We start from the raw sequence: 18,065 nt of genomic DNA, 5'->3' as shown, positions 1-18,065 counted from the left end.
GGGGTGTGAACGGAGCGCTTCTGTTCAGGGACGCTTCGCCACAGTCCCGCCGGGATCTTTTCTAGTATCGTTGTCATGTCAGTTTCTCGAGGGGGAGAGCAGATGTGGGCACGTCGATCGATCTTGTTGGGAGCGGCGGGTTTGAGCGTGGGGCTACCTGCGTCCGTCCTGGCGCAGGAAGCGCTTTCGAACGACGATCAGTTCTTCACTGAAGGCCGCTATCTGCCGACCTACCTCTATCTGAAGGCCAAGGCTGAAGCGGGTGATCAAGCGGCGCGACAGATGTTAAGCCAGTTCGCGTCCTTCCTAGGGGACGAGGCGACGGCCGTCGGCTTGGATGAGCGGCCTCCGCGGCCGTCGCTGAGTCCACCCGACCTAAACGGCGCAGTGGCGCGTGACGCGATCGAAGCCATCGTCGAGGCGGCCCGCAACACCCGCATTGTCATCCTGAACGAGGCGCACAACATTTCCGGACATCGCGCCTTCGCCGCCCGGGTGATGCGTGCGTTGCGCCCGCTGGGCTACGACTGGTTCGCCGCTGAGGCCTTCACTCCGCCCCAGCCCGAGCCTTATGTCCGAATCGGCGTCTACGCTAGGGGCGCGCCTTTTTTGGCCAGCTACGGCTACTACACTCACGATCCGGTCTTCGCCGAAACGGTGAGGGAGGCGGCTCGGTTAGGTTATCGCTTCTCGGACTATGAACAACGTTTCGATCAGAGGGCGCCTGATGACGCAGACGGCGCCGCACAGATCGCGGCGCGGGAAGAGGCTCAGGCCGACAACCTGATCGCCAACATCCTGTCTGTTCATCCCGACGCGCGCGTTTTCGTCTTCGTCGGCTATAGTCACGCGATGGAGAAGCCCGGTCGGGGCGGGACATGGTTCGCCGCACGCCTGAAGGCCAAGACACGCGTTGATCCGTTGACGATCGAGCAGTCGATGAACTGGCCCGCGATCACGCCCGAGAACGACGCGCCGCACGTGGCGGCTGTTCTGGCCCGCTTTGCGCCTGAGGCGTCGATCGTGGTTTCTAAGGATGGTGAGAGCATCGCCTCGCCCAACTATGCCGGACAGATGGATTTGTCGGTCTTCCATCCGCGCATGGCGCCTGTGGCGGGGCGTCCTGGATGGCTGGCGGCGGATCCCGAGCGGCGGCGCGTTACGATCAAGGTTCCGCCGTCGGACGAACGGGTGCTGATCCAGGCTCTGCCGATGGGGGAGGGGACGGCGGGCCCGCCGTCGGATCACTATCTGCTGCCGCCCGACGCGTCGGAGGCGACCTTCTTCCTTTACCCTGGCCGCTATTTCTTCCGTCAGGAAACGGCGGCCGGCATCCTGCCTGCCTTCGGGGCTCTCACCGTCAACTAGGGCTTAGCGCGCCAGGGTCCGCATGGCCCGTTCCAGGCCTTCCAGCGTCAGGGGGAACATGCGGTGCGCCATCACCTCGCCGATCAGGCTGACCGAGGGGGTGTAGGACCAGTGGCGTTCGGGGACGGGGTTCAGCCAGACCGACTTGTCCCACTGTTCGCGGGCGCGTTTCAGCCAGACGGCGCCGGCTTCCTCGTTCCAGTGCTCGACCGAGCCGCCGGGCATGGTCACTTCATAAGGCGACATGGTCGCATCGCCGACGAAGATGGCGCGCCAGTCGCCGGGGTATTTGTGGATCAGATCCCAGGTGGGGATGCGCTCGCTGTGGCGGCGCCGGTTGTCTTTCCACACCCCTTCGTAGAGGCAGTTGTGGAAGTAGAAGAACTCCAGGTTCTTGAACTCGGTCCGCGCGGCCGAGAACAGCTCTTCACATAGCTGGATATGGCCGTCCATCGAGCCGCCGACGTCGAGGAACAGCAGCACCTTGATGGTGTTGCGCCGCTCGGGCCGCATGTGGATGTCCAGCCAGCCCTGGCGCGCCGTGCCGTCGATGGTGCCGTCGATGTCCAGTTCCTCCGCCGCGCCCTCGCGGGCGAAGCGGCGCAGGCGGCGTAGGGCCACCTTGATGTTGCGCGTGCCCAGTTCGACCGTGTCGTCCAGGTTCCTGTATTCGCGCTTTTCCCAGACCTTGACCGCGCGGCCGTGACGTCCGGGGCCGCCGATGCGGACGCCCTCGGGGTTGTAACCGCCGTGGCCGAAGGGGCTGGTGCCGCCCGTGCCGATCCAGCGGTTGCCGCCCTGATGGCGCTCTTTCTGTTCTTCCAGGCGCTGCTTCAGCGTCTCCATCAGCTTGTCGAAACCGTCCAGCGCCTCAACTTGCGCCTTCTCTTCGTCGGTCAGGTATTTTTCGGTCAGCAGGCGCAGCCAGTCCTCGGGGATGTCGGCGGTGATTTCCTCGCCGGGGCTGACGCCCTCCAGCCCCTTGAACACCTTGCCGAAGACCTGATCGAAGCGGTCGTAGTGCTTCTCGTCCTTGATCAGGACGGCGCGCGACAGGTGGTAGAAGGCTTCGACGTCGCGGCCCCCCACGCCCTTGTCCATGGCCTCCATCAGATGGAGCCATTCCTTGAGCGACACAGGCACCTTGGCCTGGCGCAGGGCGGTGAAGAAGGGCAGAAGCATGGGCTTAAGACTGGCCCCGGCCTAGCCGCGCCGCAAGATGAACTCGTCGTCCATCCAGGCGCCGACCGGATACTGATACTCGCCCGCCTTCTCGAAGCCGTAGGCGGCGTACAGTTTCTGCGCCTTCAGATTGCCGCTCCAGACGCCGATCCACAGGGGGCCGTCGGTGTGAGCCTCCATCCAGTCCAGCGAGATCTTCAGCAGTTTCGTGCCGAGGCCCAGGCCTTGCGCCTGCTTGCCGACGTAGAGGCGGCGCAGCTCCGCGTGGCTGGCGCGGCCGTCAGGGTGGGGCAGGGTGTTCGGCCCGGCGTTGGCGAAGGCCAGCAGTTCGCCCTCGCGCTCGGCCACCCACCAGGCGGCGCCGGGCTCGGCCAGCTTCTTGGTGATGGCTTCGGCGTTGAAGCTGGCGTCCAGGAACATGGTCAGGTCGGCGGTCGGATAGGGAATGCCAAAGCCGGTGACGAAGGTGTCGATGAAGGTCTGGCGTCCCAGCACGGCCAGGGCGGCGGCGTCATCGGGGCGGGCGGGACGGATCACGGGTTCGCTCATTCTTCGACGCATAGCGCCGCGCGGAGGCCGGGTGAAGGCGCGTCGGGACGCTCCGCGCCCTGTTCATTGCAGCCTCGTCATCTTTGCGTGGTTGCAGGGGCGCGCGGCGGAAGCTACCACCTTTGTCCAAGGTGCGCTGTTCGCGGCGCACGCCAATGCTGGGATCGGGGAGGTAAAGGGACGCCAAGGCCTTGGTTTCACAGGCTGATCCCCGTGCTATGTCTTCTCCTGCACTCATGACTCATTCCGAATCCGCAGTTCAGACGCCGGTTGCGGCCGCCCGCTCCGCCGAGTCGGAGACCGCCTATGGCGCGATCACCCTGGCGCGCCATGGCGAGCCGGCGCTGTCGCGCAAATGCATGATCACCTCGGACCAGTATCGCGACTGGTGGGGGCGTTATGAGATCGGCGGCCTGCGTGCGGGGCAGACTCCGCCCCAGGCCCTGCTGAGCACGGCCGAGGGCGCCGGGGCGATCTACGCCTCCACCCGGCCGCGCGCGCAGGAAACCGCCCGCGCCGTCGCGCCGGGCCGCGACGTCCTGGTCGACGCCCTGTTCATCGAGGCCCCCCTGCCGCCGCCGCATTTTCCGGCCTGGATCAAGCTGTCGCCCCGCTACTGGGGCGTGATCTCGCGCATCTGGTGGCACGCTTTCAACCACCACGAGGGCCAGGAGACCCGCGCCGAGGCCGAGGTCCGCGCCGATCAGGCCGCGCGCGTCCTGATCGCCCGCGCCTCGGAAGGCCATGACGTGCTGGTGCTGGCGCACGGCTATTTCAACCACATGGTCGGCCAGCGGCTGAAGGCGCACGGCTGGCGTCTGGCCCACAACCAGGGCTTCAAATACTGGTCCCAGCGCCGTTTCGTGAAGCGCTGACGTCGCGGCGTCAGGAAGGCCGTTGAAGCGGCGCGCCTGCCTCTCTAGGTTGCGCCCATCATGACTGACGCATCCGCTTCCCCCGCCGTGCCCGCCGATCTCAGCTTCGAGGACGCCCTGTCGCGTCTGGAGGGCATCGTTTCGCGCCTGGAATCGGGTCAGGCGCCGCTTGAGGAATCCATCGTCCTGTACGAAGAGGGCGCGCGGCTGAAGGCCCACTGCGAGGCGCGGCTGAAGGCCGCCCAACTGCGGGTCGAGAAGATCGTCGTCGGCGCCGACGGCCAGGCCAAGGGCGTCGAACCGGCCGAGTTCGGCTGATGTCCGGTTCCGAAATCGCGCCGCAGATCGGCTTCGACGACTTCATGAAGGTCGATGTTCGCATCGGCCGGATCATCAAGGCCGAGCCGTTCCCGGAGGCCCGCAAGCCCGCCTATAAGCTGACCATCGACTTCGGCGAGGCGATCGGCGTCAAGAAGTCCTCGGCCCAGATCACCCATCACTACACCCTGGAAGAGCTGCACGGCCGCAAGGTCGCCGCTGTCGTCAACTTCCCGCCGCGCCAGATCGGGCCGGTGAAGTCCGAGGTGCTGACCCTGGGCTTCCCGGATGCGGAGGGGAATGTCGTCCTGGCCGGCGTCGATCGCGACCTGCCGCTGGGCGGGAGGCTGTTTTGACCATGCTCGCCGCCAATTCGCCGGAACAGGCCGTCATCGACCGCGTGGCCGAGATCGCCGATCTGGTCACTGTCGCACTGGACCAGCTGCTGCCGCGCGCCGATGGCCCGGAAGCGCGCCTGACCGAAGCCATGCGTTATGCGGCCTTGGGGCCGGGCAAGCGGCTGCGTCCCTTCTTCGCCATCGAGGCGGGGAGAATGCTGGAGGTCGAGGAGCGCGCGGCCCTGCGCGCCGCCTGCGCCCTGGAATGCGTCCACGCCTATTCCCTGGTGCACGACGACCTGCCGGCGATGGACGACGACGACGTGCGGCGCGGCCGCCCAACCCTGCACATCGCCTATGATGAGGCGACGGCCATTCTGGCGGGCGATGCGCTTCAGACCGCGGCCTTCGACATCATCCTGGACGAGGACACGCACGACGACGCGGCCGTGCGCTGCGAACTGGCGCGGCGTCTATCCTTCGCCTCGGGCGCGCGCGGCATGGCGGGCGGCCAGATGATCGACCTGATGGGGGTGCGCGACGATCTGGGCGGCGTGGCCCGGATGCAGCGTCTGAAGACCGGCGCCTTGTTCGCCTACGCCTTCGAGATTCCGCTGATCATCGCCGACGCCAACGAAGCGGCCTGGCACGCCCTGACCAGCTTCGCCCACGACATCGGCCTGGCCTATCAGATCGTCGACGATGTTCTGGACGCCGAAGGTTCGGCCGAGGAGATGGGCAAGGCCGCGGGCGGCAAGGACGCGGCCCTGGGCAAGACCAATTTCGTGACCCTGCTGGGCGTCGATGCGGCGCGACAGAGGGTCGCGCATCTGGCCGATCAGGCCCGCTCGCACCTTGACCTGTTCGGTCATGAGGCCGAAATCCTCAAGGCCAGCGTGGACTTTGTGCTTAAGCGCCGGTCCTGATAGGAAACGCGCCCGCCCTCAGCGGGTTACTGTTGACGCTCCGTCGTCTGAAGGCCCCCGATCCCCATGCCCCACACTCCGCTTCTCGACACCGTCAAGTTTCCCGCCGACACGCGGGGCTTCGACATCGCCCAGCTGAAACAGCTGGCGGACGAGGTGCGGGCTGAGACCATCGACGCCGTGTCGGTGACGGGCGGGCACCTGGGCGCGGGTCTAGGCGTGGTCGAACTGACGGTCGCCCTGCACCACGTCTTCGAGACGCCGCAGGACATCCTCATCTGGGACGTCGGCCACCAGTGCTATCCGCACAAGATCCTAACCGGGCGGCGCGACCGTATGCGCACCCTGCGTCAGGGCGGCGGCCTGTCGGGCTTCACCAAGCGCTCCGAGAGCGAATACGACCCCTTCGGCGCGGCTCACGCCTCGACCTCCATCTCGGCGGCGCTGGGCTTCGCCGCCGCGCGGGACGCCAAGGGCGGGAACAACCGGGTCGTGGCCGTCATCGGCGACGGCTCCATGTCGGCGGGCATGGCCTATGAGGCGATGAACAACGCCGCCGAGGCCACCAGCGGCCAGCTGATGGTGGTGCTGAACGACAACGACATGTCGATCGCCCCCCCCGTCGGCGGCATGAGCGCCTATCTGGCCAAACAGGTCTCGGGCGGCGCCTATCAGAACATCCGCAAGGTCGGGAAGAAGTTCGTCGACCACATGCCGCGCCCCTTCCGCGACGCCGCGCGCAAGGCCGAGGAATACGCCCGCGGCATGATCGTGGGCGGCACCCTGTTCGAGGAGCTGGGTTTCTACTACGTCGGGCCGATCGACGGTCACGACATGGAGAACCTGGTCCCCATCCTCAAGAATGCGGCGGCGATCACCGACCGTCCGGTGCTGGTCCACGTCGTCACCCAGAAGGGCAAGGGCTACGCCCCGGCCGAGAGCAGCGCCGACAAGCTGCACGCGGTGGTCAAGTTCGACGTGGTCTCGGGCAAGCAGGCCAAGGCCGTCTCCAACGCCCCCAGCTACACCAAGGTCTTCGGCACCGAGCTGATCAAGCACGCTGAAGCCGACCCGACCATCATGGCCATCACCGCCGCCATGCCGTCCGGCACGGGGCTGGACCTGTTCGGTCAGGCCTTCCCCGATCGCACCTTCGACGTCGGCATCGCCGAGCAGCACGCCGTGACCTTCGCCGCCGGCCTGGCAGCCGATGGGATGAAGCCGGTCTGCGCCCTGTATTCGACCTTCCTGCAGCGCGGCTACGACCAGGTCGTCCACGACGTTGCGATCCAGTCCCTGCCGGTGCGCTTCGCCATGGACCGCGCCGGTCTGGTGGGCGCCGACGGCTCGACCCACGCGGGGTCGTTCGACATCGGCTATATGGGCGCTCTGCCGGGCATGGTGCTGATGGCGGCCTCGGACGAGGCTGAACTGGCGGCGATGATCTCGACCTCGCTGGCCATCGACGACCGCCCCAGCGCCTTCCGCTATCCGCGCGGCGAGGGCGTGGGCGTCGACATCCCCGAACTGGCCGCCCCGCTGGAGATCGGCAAGGGCCGCATCGTCCGCGAAGGCACGTCGGTCGCCATCCTGTCGCTGGGCACCCGCCTGCAGGAATCGCTGAAGGCCGCCGACATGCTGGCCGCCAAGGGCGTCTCGGCCACCGTCGCCGACGCCCGCTTCGCCAAGCCGCTGGACGCCGACCTGATCCTGCGTCTGGCGCGCGAGCATGAGGCGCTGATCACGGTGGAAGAGGGCGCCATGGGCGGCTTCGGCGCCTTCGTGCTTCAGTTGCTGGCCGAGAAGGGCGCGCTGGACGGCGGGCTCAAGATTCGCACCCTGCACCTGCCCGACATCTTCCAGGATCAGGACAAGCCCGAGGTCATGTACGCCCAGGCCGGTCTGAACGCCGAACACATCGCCGCCGCCGCCGTGATGGCGCTGGGCGTCGACGCCAGCCGGGCCGCGCGAGCGTAAACCGATCTTCCTTCTCCCCTTGTGGGAGAAGGTGGCCCGTCAGGGCCGGATGAGGGGTTTCTCCGAAATCCGATGAGGGATTGCGAGGCCAACGTCTCGCAACCCCTCATCCGTCAGCCCCCGGGCCAAACCCGAGGGCCGCCACCTTCTCCCGCAAGGGGAGAAGGACAAGGAACACAATACCCTGATCATGCCCGCCGCCAGCGGATGATGCACGGTGTCGCCGGATCACAATCGACCATCCCCCCTCGGCGCCTGTGCTAGACTGCATCCGGGCCGAGAGGGGATTTCAGACGATTCAGACGAATTGGACTCTATTTTTTCCTTCTCTCATCAGAGGAGGGCGAGGGTCACAGCACCCCGATCATGCTGGCGACCAGCGGGTGACGCACGATGTCGCGTTCGGCCAGTCGGACGACGGCGATTTCGGGCACGGCCTCAAGTCTGTCGGCGATGTCCGACAGGCCCGACACGCCCGGCAGCAGGTCGGACTGGTGCGGGTCGCCTGTCACCACCATCGTCGAGTGCCAGCCCAGCCGGGTCAGCAGCATCTTCAACTGGACGTAGGTGCAGTTCTGAGCCTCATCCACGACGATGAAGGCGTTGTTCAGGGTGCGGCCGCGCATATAGCCGATGGGGGCGATCTCGATCAGGCCCTCGGCCATCAGGGCCTTGACCCGTTTCATGGACAGACGGTCCGACAGGGCGTCGTAGAGCGGGCGCAGATAGGGGGCCAGCTTGTCCTCCATGTCGCCGGGCAGGAAGCCGATCGACTCCCCGGCCTCGACGGCGGGACGGCTCAGGACGATGCGGCCGACCTTGCCCGCCTCCAGCGCCTCGACCGCCTTGGCGACGGCCAGATAGGTCTTGCCGGTGCCCGCCGGCCCCAGCGCCAGCACCAGATTGGCGTGGTCGACCGCCTCCATCAGTTCGGCCTGGCCGTCCGACTTGGGCTTCAGTGTCTTCATATAACCCTGGTCCCGCTCGTCGTTCGAGGGGACGGGCGACCAGCCGCCGACGCGGGCGGGCAATCGCCGCACCTTGGCGTCCTGAATGAATTCTGGCGAATCCAGCACGCCTTCGCGCAGCTGACGCTTGATGGCCGATCGTTTGCTCATGGACGCCTCCAGGGCATGAAAAAAGGCGAGCCCGGCTGGGTCTCGCCTTGGTCGTCGGTGGGGGAGGTGGGGGCCGAAGTCGCGCAGCCGTCCCGAACGGTCGCAGGGTCTTCGCCGCAACAGGTGCGTCGCCGTCCCCGAACTGGTCGCGAACACGCCAAGCGCATTCTCCAGCGTCTGACCGGACCGGGCTTGATCCGGCTTCGGATCCGGGGGCGAATGGGGCCTGCCGAATCGCATCAACAGTCTGATGCTAACGTAGTTTCTGAAGGGTTAAAGCCTTCATTTTAAGAAGAATAGGCGGTGTGCGGATGAGTGTTTACAGTCTGGGCGACAACAAGCCTCAGCTTCCGCCCGAGGGCGAATACTGGATCGCGCCGAATGCAACCGTTCTAGGGAACGTGATTCTGCATCCGGGCGCCAGCATCTGGTTCAACGCCGTGCTGCGTGGCGACAACGACCCCATCGTCATCGGGGCGGACACGAATATTCAGGATGGCGGCATCCTGCATACTGACGTCGGCTCTCCCCTGACCATCGGCACCGGGGTGACGGTGGGGCATAAGGTGATGCTGCACGGCTGCGAGATCGGCGACAACAGCCTGATCGGCATCGGCGCGGTCATTCTGAACGGGGCGCGCATCGGAAAGAACTGCCTGATCGGCGCCAACGCCCTGATCACCGAGGGCAAGGTCATTCCCGACAACAGCCTGGTCATGGGCCAGCCCGGCAAGGTGGTCCGGGAATTGGATGAAGGACAGATCCAGGCGCTGCGCCTCTCGGCCCAGCACTATGTGCAGAACTGGCGTCGTTATGCGGGTGGGTTGAAACGTCTCGACTGATCCGCCGCCCCACAATGGCACGGCTCACAATGAGACAGGCGGCCCCTTAGGCGAGGCGGAATGGCGCAAACTCGCCTCAAGGGGGATGAAACCGCCCAATGTCGGACGCTTGAAACGGCCCGGCGCTTGCATCGCCCCTGCTGACGATCAATGCAGGAGTCCGATCCCATGCGGATAGGGATTACGAAAATGCTGGCGGGCGCCGTGGCCTTTGTGGGGCTGATGGCGGTCGCTGACGCCGCTGCGGCGCAGTGCGGGCCTTCGAGCTGCCTGCCGCCTCCGCCGCCCAACCCTCCGATCTTGCCGCCTTCGCCGCCGATCACCCCGCCGGTGACGCCGCCGGGCGGGGGGTGCGGCCCCAGCGGCTGTCTGCCGCCGCGTCCGCCGGTGACGCCGCCGTGCGCCGGGGGCGGTTGCCTGCCGCCTCCGCCCCCTCCGTGCTGCGGCTCGGGCGGCGGCAATGTGAACGTCAACGTGAACGTCAATGCGAACGCCAGCGCCAACGCCTCGGCGCGCGCCTGGGCCGGATCGCGCGCGGCTTCGACGGTCATCGTCGCGGGCGGCGGCGGCGCTTACTTCAACGTCGACCAGCCCTATCCGACCACCATCCAGGGCCTGAACGTCCAGGGCGGGATGCAGTCGGTGCGCGTGCCCTTCACCGCCACGCGCCGCATCGAGAAGCAGGTCGTGCTGCAGGCCGTCTGCATCGACGACCGCAATGTGCCGCACCCCGCGTCCCAGGTGACGCCGGGCCGGGACGTCGCCAACAGCTATGACGGCGAACTGTATCGCTGCCTGGCCGGCACTAAGCTGCAATGGACCATCAGCGACGCCGAAGGCGCGCCGGGCGAGACCGTGGCCTGCAACAAGGGCGACGCCCTGTGGCACGGCGCGGGCGGGCGTCTGGAATGCCGTCCCGAAAAGCAGGCGCGTCAGTGCAACGAACGTTCGCTGCTGCGTCGCTACGGCGCCGGCGTGAAGGTGCTGACCATGATGCGCGAAGAGACCTACACCGAGTATCGCGAGGAAATGGTCGAGGGCGCGGCGTCCACGGGCATGATCATGATGGACGGCGGGGTGGGCGGCCGGGTTTTCTGAACCGGCTGTTCAGTCTGGCGACAGGCGCAGACGCCTAAGGTCCAGGCATCGACTCTCCGTCGATAGGCCTAAACGACTGGGCCCCGTTCCTTGCGGAACGGGGCCCTTTCTTCGTCTAAGGCCGTCTTATTGCGCGGCGCTGGCCGAGACGACCTCGGCCTTCCACGCCGTATCCGGCTTCAGATACTGACGCGCAGCCGCCTGGATGTCGGCGGCGGTGAAGGATTCCAGGTCGCTGATGTGCGTCTGGATCTGCTCCAGGGAGGCGGGCTTGGCGGCCAGATCCTCCAGTTGGCCCAGCCAGTATTCGTTGCCGGCCTGGCTGCGGCGCAGGGACTCGATCACCGGCAGGCGCGCGCGGTTCAGCTCGTCCTCGCTGACCGGCTTGTCGCGCAGGTCGGCGATGATGGCGTCGACGGCGGTGAAGAAGGCGCCGAACTTGTCCGGAGCCGTGTCCGCCGTGATCGAGATGGAGCCATAGCCTTGGAACACGTCGGACGCCGAGGCGCGGACGCTGGGCGAATAGGCCAGGGCCTGCTTCTCGCGGATTTCGTCCAGGACGCGCAGCTTGAGCACCTCGGCCAGGATGGCGGCCCGGCGCGACTCGGTGCGATCGTTGACCGCATCCGTGGTCGGCCAGGCGATATAGGCCAGTCCCTGCTCGGCCGGACCGGCGTGGGTCAGGCGGATCGGCTGGGCCGTCGGCGCCGGGAAGCGGCGCTGATCCGAACCGGCCGTCGGCTGGGCGGCCGGAGCGCGGGCGGGCAGGGCGGCGAAGGTGGAGGCGACCGAGGCGACGGCGTCCTCGACCTTCACGTCGCCGACCATGACGATGTCGATCGGGCCGGAGGCCAGGCCTTGAACCACGCCTTGCTTCAGCTCATCCAGGGTGAAGGCCGCGATTTCCTGCGGCGAGGGCATGGATTCGCGCTTATCGCCGCTGGCCAGCAGGCCGCTGGCCTGAAGGCTGAAGGCGCCGCTGGGGGTCGCCATTTGCTGAGCCATGAACTGCGGCAGGACGGCCTTGATCTGCTCGAACGGCGCCGGGCGCAGGCCCGGATCGGTCAGATAGGCGGCCAGCACCTGCATCTGCAGTTGCAGATCGGCCGGGCGAGTGGCGCCCGACAGCTGATAGGCGTCGCCGTCGATGGCGAAGCCTGCGCCGTAGATCTTGCCGGTCAGGACGCGGTTCAGCTCGTCCGCCGTCAGCTTGCCCAGACCGCCCGCCGTGAAGACCATGGGGGCCAGGGACTGAGACGTGAAGCGGTCGGTCGGCAGACCCATTTCGCCGATGCCGGTGCGGACCGAGATCAGGATCTGCTGGTCCTTGAAGGCCGTCGGCTTGACGGTCAGACGCACGCCGTTGGGGAAGGTGACGACGGTGGCGCCGACCGCGGCGACTTCAATGGTCGAGGCTGGCGTGGCGACGGCGCCGAAGTCGGCGTAGGGCCATTCCAGTTCGACCTGGGCGGCCGGAGCGGTCACGGGGGTGGCGCGGCTGGCTTCCAGCAGGGCGGTGACGCCCGCCTCGCCGCCCTCGATCGGTTCGGGCGTGATGACCAGGGCAAGCGGGCCCTGACCTTCAAAGGCGCGCTTGACCTCGGCGCTGACCTGTTCCGCCTTGAGATCTTTCACTGCGGCCTCGAACAGGGCCAGGTCAGTGGCGGGCGCCGAGAACACCTTGTCGTCGTTGGCGGCGCCCAGCAGGGCGTTGGCCAGCGCCGGGGTGCTGCGCGTCGCTGCGGCCTGAACGGCGTTTTCCAGCGCGGTGCGGGTGTTGGCGACTTCGCGATCCAGTTCGACTTGCGAGACGCCGAACTGCACCAGGCGGCGCTGTTCCTGTTCGATGGTCTCCAGCGCGCGCTTGATGCCGCCGGGGTTGAAGGCGGCCGAGACGCTGCCGAGGTCCAGGGTCTTGAACAGAGTTCCCTGGCCGCCCCCGGCGCCGATGAAGGGCGGGTTGTCGGCGCGGGCCAGTTCGCCCAGGCGACGGTTCAGCACGGCCATGCCCAGGTTCTGCAGCAGGGCGTCGCGACGTTGTGCGGCCGTGTCGGGATCAAGGTCGGGGTTGCGGATCCAGTTCAACTGGACCGAGGACTGCACGCCCGGCTCGACCAGGATGCGGGTCTCGGGCTGACGCGGGGCGACCTGTCCCAAATCGGGCTCGGGACCGTCGGCGGCCTTGGGCGTCCAGTCCGAGAAGGTCGCCTTGATCTTGGCTTCCATCTGATCGACGTCGAAGTCGCCGACCGCGATCATGGTGGCGCGCTCGGGGCGGTAATAGGCTTCGTAGAACTCGACGAAGCGCTCGCGCGGGGCGCTGCGGATGATGCTGAGGTCGCCGATCGGCAGACGGTTCGACAGACGCTGGCCGGGCGCCAGCAGGGCGATCTGCGCCTTCAGCGAGCGCAGGGCCGGGGTGTTGCGCAGGCGCTCTTCACCCTCGATCACGCCGCGTTCGGCGTCGATGTCTTCCGCTTTCATCAGGGCTTCGGAGACCTGTTCGCGCATGATCCGCAGCGAGGTGTCGACGGTCTCGTCGTTGGTGCGCGGCAGCTCCAGCGTATAGGCGGTCTGGTCGAAGCTGGTGAAGGCGTTGGTATCGGCGCCGAAGGCCAGGCCCAGACGTTCCAGAATCCGCAGCAGCTCGTTTTCAGGCACGTTCGTCGTGCCGTTGAAGGCCATGTGCTCCATGAAGTGGGCCAGACCCAACTGGTCCTCGTTCTCCATCAGCGAACCGGCCGCGATCCGCAGGCGCAGCGACGCCTGACCGGGCGGGGTGGCGTTCTTCAGGATGGCGTAGCGCATGCCGTTGGGCAGGACGCCGAAGCGCACGGCCGCGTCGGCGGGAATGTCGCTGGTCGCCTGGGCCCAGGGCCTGGAAGATTGGGCGTCCTGCGTCGCGACCGCTGACGGCGGGGTCAAGGCGACGGCGGGAAGCGCGGCTCCGCCCATCAGGGCGAGACTGGACGCGGCAAGCAGGAGCAGGCGGCGAGGGGATCGCATTCAGTAGTCTCCGCGACGTGCGAGCGGGCGGCCCCCGGGACTGATTGCGGCCCTGCACGTAAGACAGGCGCGAAGCTTCTTCAGCCCCACGCCTGTTCACGGTGACAAACGAGCTTGACTACCTCAAGTTACCGAAAGTTAATTTCCCGGATTGGTGACGTAGAAGCTCGCCGTGTTGCCGACGGCGTTGGCGCCCGCGACGACATTGCGGCCCCAGCCGTTGATGTTGGTCGTCGCCGTCGCCCGCACGTCGCCCATGTTGGTCTGGCTGTTGCGCACGTTCAGGTCGCTGCCGCAGGTCGAGCAGCCGAAGCCGGTGACGGCGTTGCCCGCCGCATTGGCGCCGACGTAGGCGTCGTAACCGTTCCGACCCGTGAAACCGGCGCTGGCGGTGACGCCGCCGGTGTTCATCTGGGTGTTGTCGATGCTGACATAGATGTCGTTGTTGCCCGCATGAACCTCATTGCCCACGGCCTCGGCCGTCGAATGGGCGGCGCCGAAGTCATAGGAGCTGAGCTCGGTGCGCGACAGCACTTCCGCCGCGTTCTGCTGATCCACGTCCACGACCAGCGAACCGCCCTGGTTGTAGAAGGCGGCCTGGTTGGAGGCGGCGCGGCTGCGCGCGGCGATGTCCCAGGCGTTGCCCGCCCACACGCCGGTCCAGGCGGTGACGCCTGCGCCCGAGGCGTTCTGGTTGACCGCCAGATTCTGGTGCGAGTTCGGCGTCGAGGTCGCCTGCACGGCGTTGGCCGAAGCCTGGCTGCTGAAGACGGCCGGCGCCGGGGCGTAGGTGAAGCGGGCCTCGTTCTCGGCGTAGATCTCGCCGGTCGAGTTCTGATCGGTGCGGCCGGTGACGGCGCCGCGCTGTTCGCCCGTGCCGCTTGCGCCCAGGGCGACGGTGTTGCCGATGGCGTCGGCCGAGACGTGGCCGCCGTAGTTCAGGCGAGCGCCGGTCTCCACGATCTGGCTGCGCGCCGTGACGTCGCCGTTCAGATTCTGACCGGCGTCGACATCGATGCCCGTGTTGACCGCAGTCCCGGCCAGATAGTTGCCGCGCGCCTGGGTCACGCTGTTCACATAGCCGGTCTCTCCGCGCAGGGTCAGGGAGGTGTCCGCCACGGCGGCGCCCTGCATGTCCTGGGTCGAGCGGATGTCGGCGGCGCGGCCGTCGGCGCCGCCGGACAGGGCGTTGCCCATGGCGGCGTTCGACACGGCGACGTTGTCGTTGACGTTGACGACGTTCAGGCGTTGACCGCTGATGACGTCGCCCAGGTTGAGCTGTTCATTCAGGACCAGCCCGCGGTCCTGAGCGGAAGCCTCAGCGGCCGCCGCCACGCACAGCGCTGTCGCGGCGATCGTGCCAGCGAGACGGGTCGGCGCGAGTTTGGCCATTGTTCGTGTCCGTGTTTGCGTAAGCGGGATAGTAGCCGCCGGTGGCGCCGACCGGGCTGTCGCCCAGCGGGTCATTGGCGGGATTGAGGCAGATTTCCGGGCCGGGGGCGCCGTACAGATTGGCCATGAATTCGACCGTGGCGCGTTCCACCAGGGCGCGAACCGCCAACTGGACGGGCTCCAGGCCGCTGGTGCCGGCCGAGATGTCGAAGACGTTGCCGTTCAGGAAGTCAAAGACGCCCGCCGACACTTCGCGGCCGACGATCTGCTTTTGATAGGAGACGACGTCCACGACTTCGAGGGTGGTGGTCTGCACCAGGCGCAGGTCGATCGCGACATTCATCACGAACACCTTGCCGGTCAGCAGGCCCGAGCCGCCGTTCTGGCCCACTTCGCCGCCGGCGATGTCGAAGCCGCCCGAGCGGATGTTGTAGTTCACCTCGGTGATGCCGCCGACCACATAGAAGTCCGAGCCCGGCACCTGACCGGCCAGGATGCGGCGGAAGGCGGCGTCCTGGGGGGCGCCGTTCGGCACGTCGTCGCCGATCAGCTTGTTGTTGGCGTAGCGCAGCTCAAGCTCGGACACCGAGGTGTCGTAGCGTTCAACGATGCGAGCGCCGGCCTTCGCCAAGGCGGTGTTGGCCATCAGGGACGCGCCCTGGGTGATCTGGCGGCCGCCGTCCGAGGAGATGGAGCCGGTGTAGTCGCTGATCCGGCCCACCGCCATGCGCGGCGAGGGCAGGTTGTAGCGGCGCGCATAGTCGGCCAGGCAGTACAGCGCGGTCGAATAGGGCGTCGGGTTCGACGTGACCGGCGCATTGCCGATCGGCTTGGCGTAATGGCCCGAGGGACCGGCCGAGGTGGCGCAGCCGCTCAGCAGAGCAGCGGCGGCGGCGACGCAGCCGAGGGCGCGCACGGGCGAGCGACGGATGGCGGAGATGTTCATGGACGGGGCCCGTTCAGGGTGGTGCCGGCGTTGATGGCGCCGTTGTTGGTCTGGTTGGAGTTGACGACGACCGTGTTGCGGTTGCCCTGGACCACCACATTCAGGTTGTTGCCGATGGCGGTGGAGCCGCCGATGTTGGTCCCGCCGCCCGAGCCGACGCCGCCGTTGAGGTAGCTGGACGAGGCGTTGCTGTCGCTGCGCGAATAGGCGCTGCCGTTCTGCTGAATGATGCCGTCGACGACCAGGCGATTGCCGTTGGCGTCGCGGGTCGTGCCGCGGCTGGCCTGGGCCGTGGTGTAGCGCGAGGCGCCGTAGCCGGCCTGGAACTGGCCCGCTCCAGCCGAGCCGGTCGACTGCGCGGCGGCCGAGCCGGCGGGCAGGACCGCCAGGACGGCGGCGGCCGCTAGGGTCATGGGTGTCAGGCTATGAGACGACATAAGGCGCTCCCGAGAACTTCTGGAACGGCTCACGCAATGACCGTGCCATACGGTTTCAGTGTCGTATTGGCGCAAAACGGCGTCTTGAGATCGGATGCGACTGGCCCCATCAAGGGCGAATGTCCCAATCTGACGCCCGTTCGCCGCGGCCGCCGCGCGAAAAGATCTTCAACGCGCCCTTCCTGCCTCTGCTGATCGCAGCTTCCATGCCGGTGCTCTTCTATCTGCAGGAACGGCTTCCCGATCAGGGACTCTCCATGGCCTTCGTCCCGGCGGAGCTGTGGGGCGGACAATGGGCGGGCCTGTTCACCTCCATGCTGTTGCACGGCGGCTGGGCCCATGTGACGATGAACGCCGTGGGGGCTCTGGCCTTCGGCGCGCCGGTCGGGCGGCTGATGGAGCGCGGGCCGGGGCCGCTGGTCTTCATTGTCTTCTATATAGCGGCGGGCGCCGTGGCGGCGCTGGGCTATGGCCTAGTGCATCCCACCAGTATGGCGCCGCTGGTCGGAGCTTCGGGCGCGGTCTTCGGCCTGATCGGCGCCGCGACCCGGTTGATGGGCGGGCATGGGCGCGTCCTGCCGCTGTTTCATCCCATGGTTCTGAAGGCGTCCGCTGCGTGGATGGCGGTGAATCTCATTGTGGGCCTGATCGGCCTGGCGCCGGGCGCGGACGGCGCCCGCATCGCCTGGGAAGCGCATGCCGTCGGCTTCCTGTTCGGCATCCTCGCCATCGGCCCCATCGGCGGCTGGTTCGCCGCGCGCCGTGATTTGCCTATCGGCGGCGTCTGAGCGAACCTGTCCGCCTTGCGGCCGGTCCGCGACACGCGCGGACGACGGCCTGCCCATAAGGAGGAAGTCGCCATGCTGGTCGCCGAGATTCTCAAGGGCAAGGGAGACGCCGTCTTCACCCTGGCGCCGGACGCCTCTCTGAATGACGCTTGCGCCGAACTGGAGCGACGCCAGGTCGGGGCGCTGATCGTCTGTCAGGACGCAGGCGTGGTCGGCGTCCTGTCAGAGCGCGACATCGTCCGCGCCATCTCCCGCGACGGCCCCGAGGCGCTGAAGCGTCCCGTCTCCCATTATATGACGAGCGAAGTGGTCTTCGCCGATCCCGCCGAAACGGTCGAGGCGCTGATGGCGCGCATGACCGATCGCCGAATCCGCCATCTGCCTGTATTGCTGGACAAGCGGCTGGCCGGCGTCGTCTCGATCGGCGACGTAGTCAAATGCCAGATCGCCCAGGCCACGCAGGAAGCTGAGAGCCTGCGCACCTATATAGCGGCGGGGTAGGGCGGCCCCATCCTGTGCATAAGCGCCCGTTCTGTGGATAGATCGGGAAAGCCGTTTTAGGCGCTTGCCAGCGGGAAAAGCGTCTCGTATATCGCCGCCTCGCTCGGAGACGGGCTGGCCCAGCGGGCTTCGGAGACGGTGTTTTCGGGGTTTTGTTCGGGGCAAGGGTTTGAAAAAGCGTCTTGCTTCGGGTGGTTGGATCGGTTAGGCTCCGCGCTTCAATCGAATCGCTGGATTGAGTTGAGGGATAGCCTCTCGGTTTTCCCGGCGGTTTACTGCGGCCTTCGGAGCTTCGGTTTCGGAAAAAGCAGAAAGGCTGAAAAGCCCGGTTGACAAGGAGATCGGCTCTCACTAGATAGCCGCCTCCGCCGCTCCTTCCGGAGCGGTTTCGTGAAAAGAAAGTT

Annotated in this window: 17 protein-coding genes; 10 read left to right on the top strand and 7 right to left on the bottom strand. The window is 67.1% G+C overall.

The window, feature by feature from the left end:
- Window positions 1-147 precede the first annotated feature (147 nt).
- Window positions 148-1,368, top strand: coding sequence for a hypothetical protein (locus B3D50_RS03240; protein ID WP_286949520.1), 1,221 nt, complete (start codon window positions 148-150; stop codon window positions 1,366-1,368).
- A gap of 3 nt (window positions 1,369-1,371) precedes the next feature.
- Here the strand turns inward: B3D50_RS03240 and B3D50_RS03235 are convergent, their stop codons facing one another.
- A complete protein-coding gene (locus tag B3D50_RS03235; protein ID WP_286949397.1) occupies window positions 1,372-2,550 on the bottom strand; it encodes a vWA domain-containing protein in 1,179 nt (392 codons plus the stop codon).
- Between the two features lie 21 nt (window positions 2,551-2,571).
- Window positions 2,572-3,099, bottom strand: coding sequence for a GNAT family N-acetyltransferase (locus B3D50_RS03230; RefSeq protein ID WP_286949395.1), 528 nt, complete (start codon window positions 3,097-3,099; stop codon window positions 2,572-2,574).
- Window positions 3,100-3,335: 236 nt separating this feature from the next.
- Here B3D50_RS03230 and B3D50_RS03225 point away from each other — a divergent pair, with 236 nt between their 5' ends.
- The 5 genes from B3D50_RS03225 to dxs all read left to right on the top strand — a co-directional run bounded on the left by B3D50_RS03225 (window position 3,336) and on the right by dxs (window position 7,533).
- Entirely contained in the window at window positions 3,336-3,974 is a 639-nt protein-coding gene (locus B3D50_RS03225) for a histidine phosphatase family protein (protein WP_269300140.1), read from the top strand.
- A 60-nt stretch (window positions 3,975-4,034) separates the two neighbouring features.
- Complete coding sequence (locus tag B3D50_RS03220) at window positions 4,035-4,292, top strand: exodeoxyribonuclease VII small subunit (RefSeq protein WP_286949394.1); 258 nt, start codon at window positions 4,035-4,037, stop codon at window positions 4,290-4,292.
- Window positions 4,292-4,648 carry a tRNA-binding protein gene (locus B3D50_RS03215; protein WP_286949393.1) on the top strand — a complete coding sequence of 119 codons (357 nt, stop codon included), beginning with the start codon at window positions 4,292-4,294 and terminating at the stop codon, window positions 4,646-4,648. The genes B3D50_RS03220 and B3D50_RS03215 overlap by 1 nt, the downstream gene beginning before the upstream one ends.
- A 2-nt stretch (window positions 4,649-4,650) precedes the next feature.
- Complete coding sequence (locus tag B3D50_RS03210; RefSeq protein ID WP_046651608.1) at window positions 4,651-5,556, top strand: polyprenyl synthetase family protein; 906 nt, start codon at window positions 4,651-4,653, stop codon at window positions 5,554-5,556.
- 66 nt (window positions 5,557-5,622) lie between these two features.
- Window positions 5,623-7,533, top strand: coding sequence for a 1-deoxy-D-xylulose-5-phosphate synthase (gene dxs / locus B3D50_RS03205; RefSeq protein ID WP_286949392.1), 1,911 nt, complete (start codon window positions 5,623-5,625; stop codon window positions 7,531-7,533).
- 350 nt (window positions 7,534-7,883) lie between these two features.
- Here dxs and B3D50_RS03200 read toward each other — a convergent pair whose 3' ends face one another.
- Entirely contained in the window at window positions 7,884-8,663 is a 780-nt protein-coding gene (locus B3D50_RS03200; RefSeq protein WP_088412108.1) for a PhoH family protein, read from the bottom strand.
- 299 nt (window positions 8,664-8,962) lie between these two features.
- On the opposite strand from B3D50_RS03200, the gene B3D50_RS03195 reads away from it, so the two are divergent.
- On the top strand, window positions 8,963-9,493 hold the full coding sequence (locus B3D50_RS03195; protein WP_286949391.1) for a gamma carbonic anhydrase family protein: 531 nt from the start codon (window positions 8,963-8,965) through the stop codon (window positions 9,491-9,493).
- 168 nt (window positions 9,494-9,661) lie between these two features.
- Window positions 9,662-10,591, top strand: coding sequence for a hypothetical protein (locus B3D50_RS03190; RefSeq protein WP_286949390.1), 930 nt, complete (start codon window positions 9,662-9,664; stop codon window positions 10,589-10,591).
- A gap of 126 nt (window positions 10,592-10,717) precedes the next feature.
- On the opposite strand, the gene B3D50_RS03185 is transcribed toward B3D50_RS03190, so the two are convergent.
- The 4 genes from B3D50_RS03185 to hfaA all read right to left on the bottom strand — a co-directional run bounded on the left by B3D50_RS03185 (window position 10,718) and on the right by hfaA (window position 16,348).
- On the bottom strand, window positions 10,718-13,597 hold the full coding sequence (locus B3D50_RS03185) for a M16 family metallopeptidase (protein WP_286949389.1): 2,880 nt from the start codon (window positions 13,595-13,597) through the stop codon (window positions 10,718-10,720).
- 138 nt (window positions 13,598-13,735) lie between these two features.
- Complete coding sequence (gene hfaD, locus B3D50_RS03180; protein WP_286949388.1) at window positions 13,736-14,989, bottom strand: holdfast anchor protein HfaD; 1,254 nt, start codon at window positions 14,987-14,989, stop codon at window positions 13,736-13,738.
- On the bottom strand, window positions 14,916-15,935 hold the full coding sequence (gene hfaB, locus B3D50_RS03175) for a holdfast anchoring protein HfaB (protein ID WP_286949387.1): 1,020 nt from the start codon (window positions 15,933-15,935) through the stop codon (window positions 14,916-14,918). Before hfaB ends, hfaD begins: the two co-directional genes overlap by 74 nt.
- On the bottom strand, window positions 15,932-16,348 hold the full coding sequence (gene hfaA / locus B3D50_RS03170) for a holdfast anchoring protein HfaA (RefSeq protein WP_286949386.1): 417 nt from the start codon (window positions 16,346-16,348) through the stop codon (window positions 15,932-15,934). Before hfaA ends, hfaB begins: the two co-directional genes overlap by 4 nt.
- Window positions 16,349-16,491: 143 nt before the next feature.
- Between hfaA and B3D50_RS03165 the strand changes: the two genes are divergently transcribed.
- Both B3D50_RS03165 and B3D50_RS03160 read left to right on the top strand, forming a co-directional pair.
- Entirely contained in the window at window positions 16,492-17,160 is a 669-nt protein-coding gene (locus B3D50_RS03165; RefSeq protein WP_286949385.1) for a rhomboid family intramembrane serine protease, read from the top strand.
- A gap of 72 nt (window positions 17,161-17,232) precedes the next feature.
- Entirely contained in the window at window positions 17,233-17,661 is a 429-nt protein-coding gene (locus tag B3D50_RS03160; protein ID WP_046651600.1) for a CBS domain-containing protein, read from the top strand.
- Window positions 17,662-18,065 lie beyond the last annotated feature (404 nt).

The organism is Brevundimonas sp. UBA7507 (genome assembly GCF_002478355.1).
In the GTDB taxonomy this organism is placed as follows: Bacteria; Pseudomonadota; Alphaproteobacteria; order Caulobacterales; family Caulobacteraceae; genus Brevundimonas; species Brevundimonas diminuta_D.
This window is presented reverse-complemented; position numbering and strand designations above follow the sequence as displayed.

What these genes read in the sequence shown, in the direction of transcription:
- B3D50_RS03235 (WP_286949397.1), bottom strand. Translation starts at nt 2,550, where the DNA reads ATGCTTCTGCCCTTCTTCACCGCCCTGCGCCAGGCCAAGGTGCCTGTG.
- B3D50_RS03230 (WP_286949395.1), bottom strand. Translation starts at nt 3,099, where the DNA reads ATGAGCGAACCCGTGATCCGTCCCGCCCGCCCCGATGACGCCGCCGCC.
- hfaD (WP_286949388.1), bottom strand. Translation starts at nt 14,989, where the DNA reads ATGGCCAAACTCGCGCCGACCCGTCTCGCTGGCACGATCGCCGCGACA.
- B3D50_RS03160 (WP_046651600.1), top strand. Translation starts at nt 17,233, where the DNA reads ATGCTGGTCGCCGAGATTCTCAAGGGCAAGGGAGACGCCGTCTTCACC.
- B3D50_RS03210 (WP_046651608.1), top strand. Translation starts at nt 4,651, where the DNA reads ATGCTCGCCGCCAATTCGCCGGAACAGGCCGTCATCGACCGCGTGGCC.
- B3D50_RS03220 (WP_286949394.1), top strand. Translation starts at nt 4,035, where the DNA reads ATGACTGACGCATCCGCTTCCCCCGCCGTGCCCGCCGATCTCAGCTTC.
- hfaA (WP_286949386.1), bottom strand. Translation starts at nt 16,348, where the DNA reads ATGACCCTAGCGGCCGCCGCCGTCCTGGCGGTCCTGCCCGCCGGCTCG.
- B3D50_RS03165 (WP_286949385.1), top strand. Translation starts at nt 16,492, where the DNA reads ATGTCCCAATCTGACGCCCGTTCGCCGCGGCCGCCGCGCGAAAAGATC.
- dxs (WP_286949392.1), top strand. Translation starts at nt 5,623, where the DNA reads ATGCCCCACACTCCGCTTCTCGACACCGTCAAGTTTCCCGCCGACACG.
- B3D50_RS03190 (WP_286949390.1), top strand. Translation starts at nt 9,662, where the DNA reads ATGCGGATAGGGATTACGAAAATGCTGGCGGGCGCCGTGGCCTTTGTG.
- B3D50_RS03185 (WP_286949389.1), bottom strand. Translation starts at nt 13,597, where the DNA reads ATGCGATCCCCTCGCCGCCTGCTCCTGCTTGCCGCGTCCAGTCTCGCC.
- B3D50_RS03225 (WP_269300140.1), top strand. Translation starts at nt 3,336, where the DNA reads ATGACTCATTCCGAATCCGCAGTTCAGACGCCGGTTGCGGCCGCCCGC.
- hfaB (WP_286949387.1), bottom strand. Translation starts at nt 15,935, where the DNA reads ATGAACATCTCCGCCATCCGTCGCTCGCCCGTGCGCGCCCTCGGCTGC.
- B3D50_RS03195 (WP_286949391.1), top strand. Translation starts at nt 8,963, where the DNA reads ATGAGTGTTTACAGTCTGGGCGACAACAAGCCTCAGCTTCCGCCCGAG.
- B3D50_RS03215 (WP_286949393.1), top strand. Translation starts at nt 4,292, where the DNA reads ATGTCCGGTTCCGAAATCGCGCCGCAGATCGGCTTCGACGACTTCATG.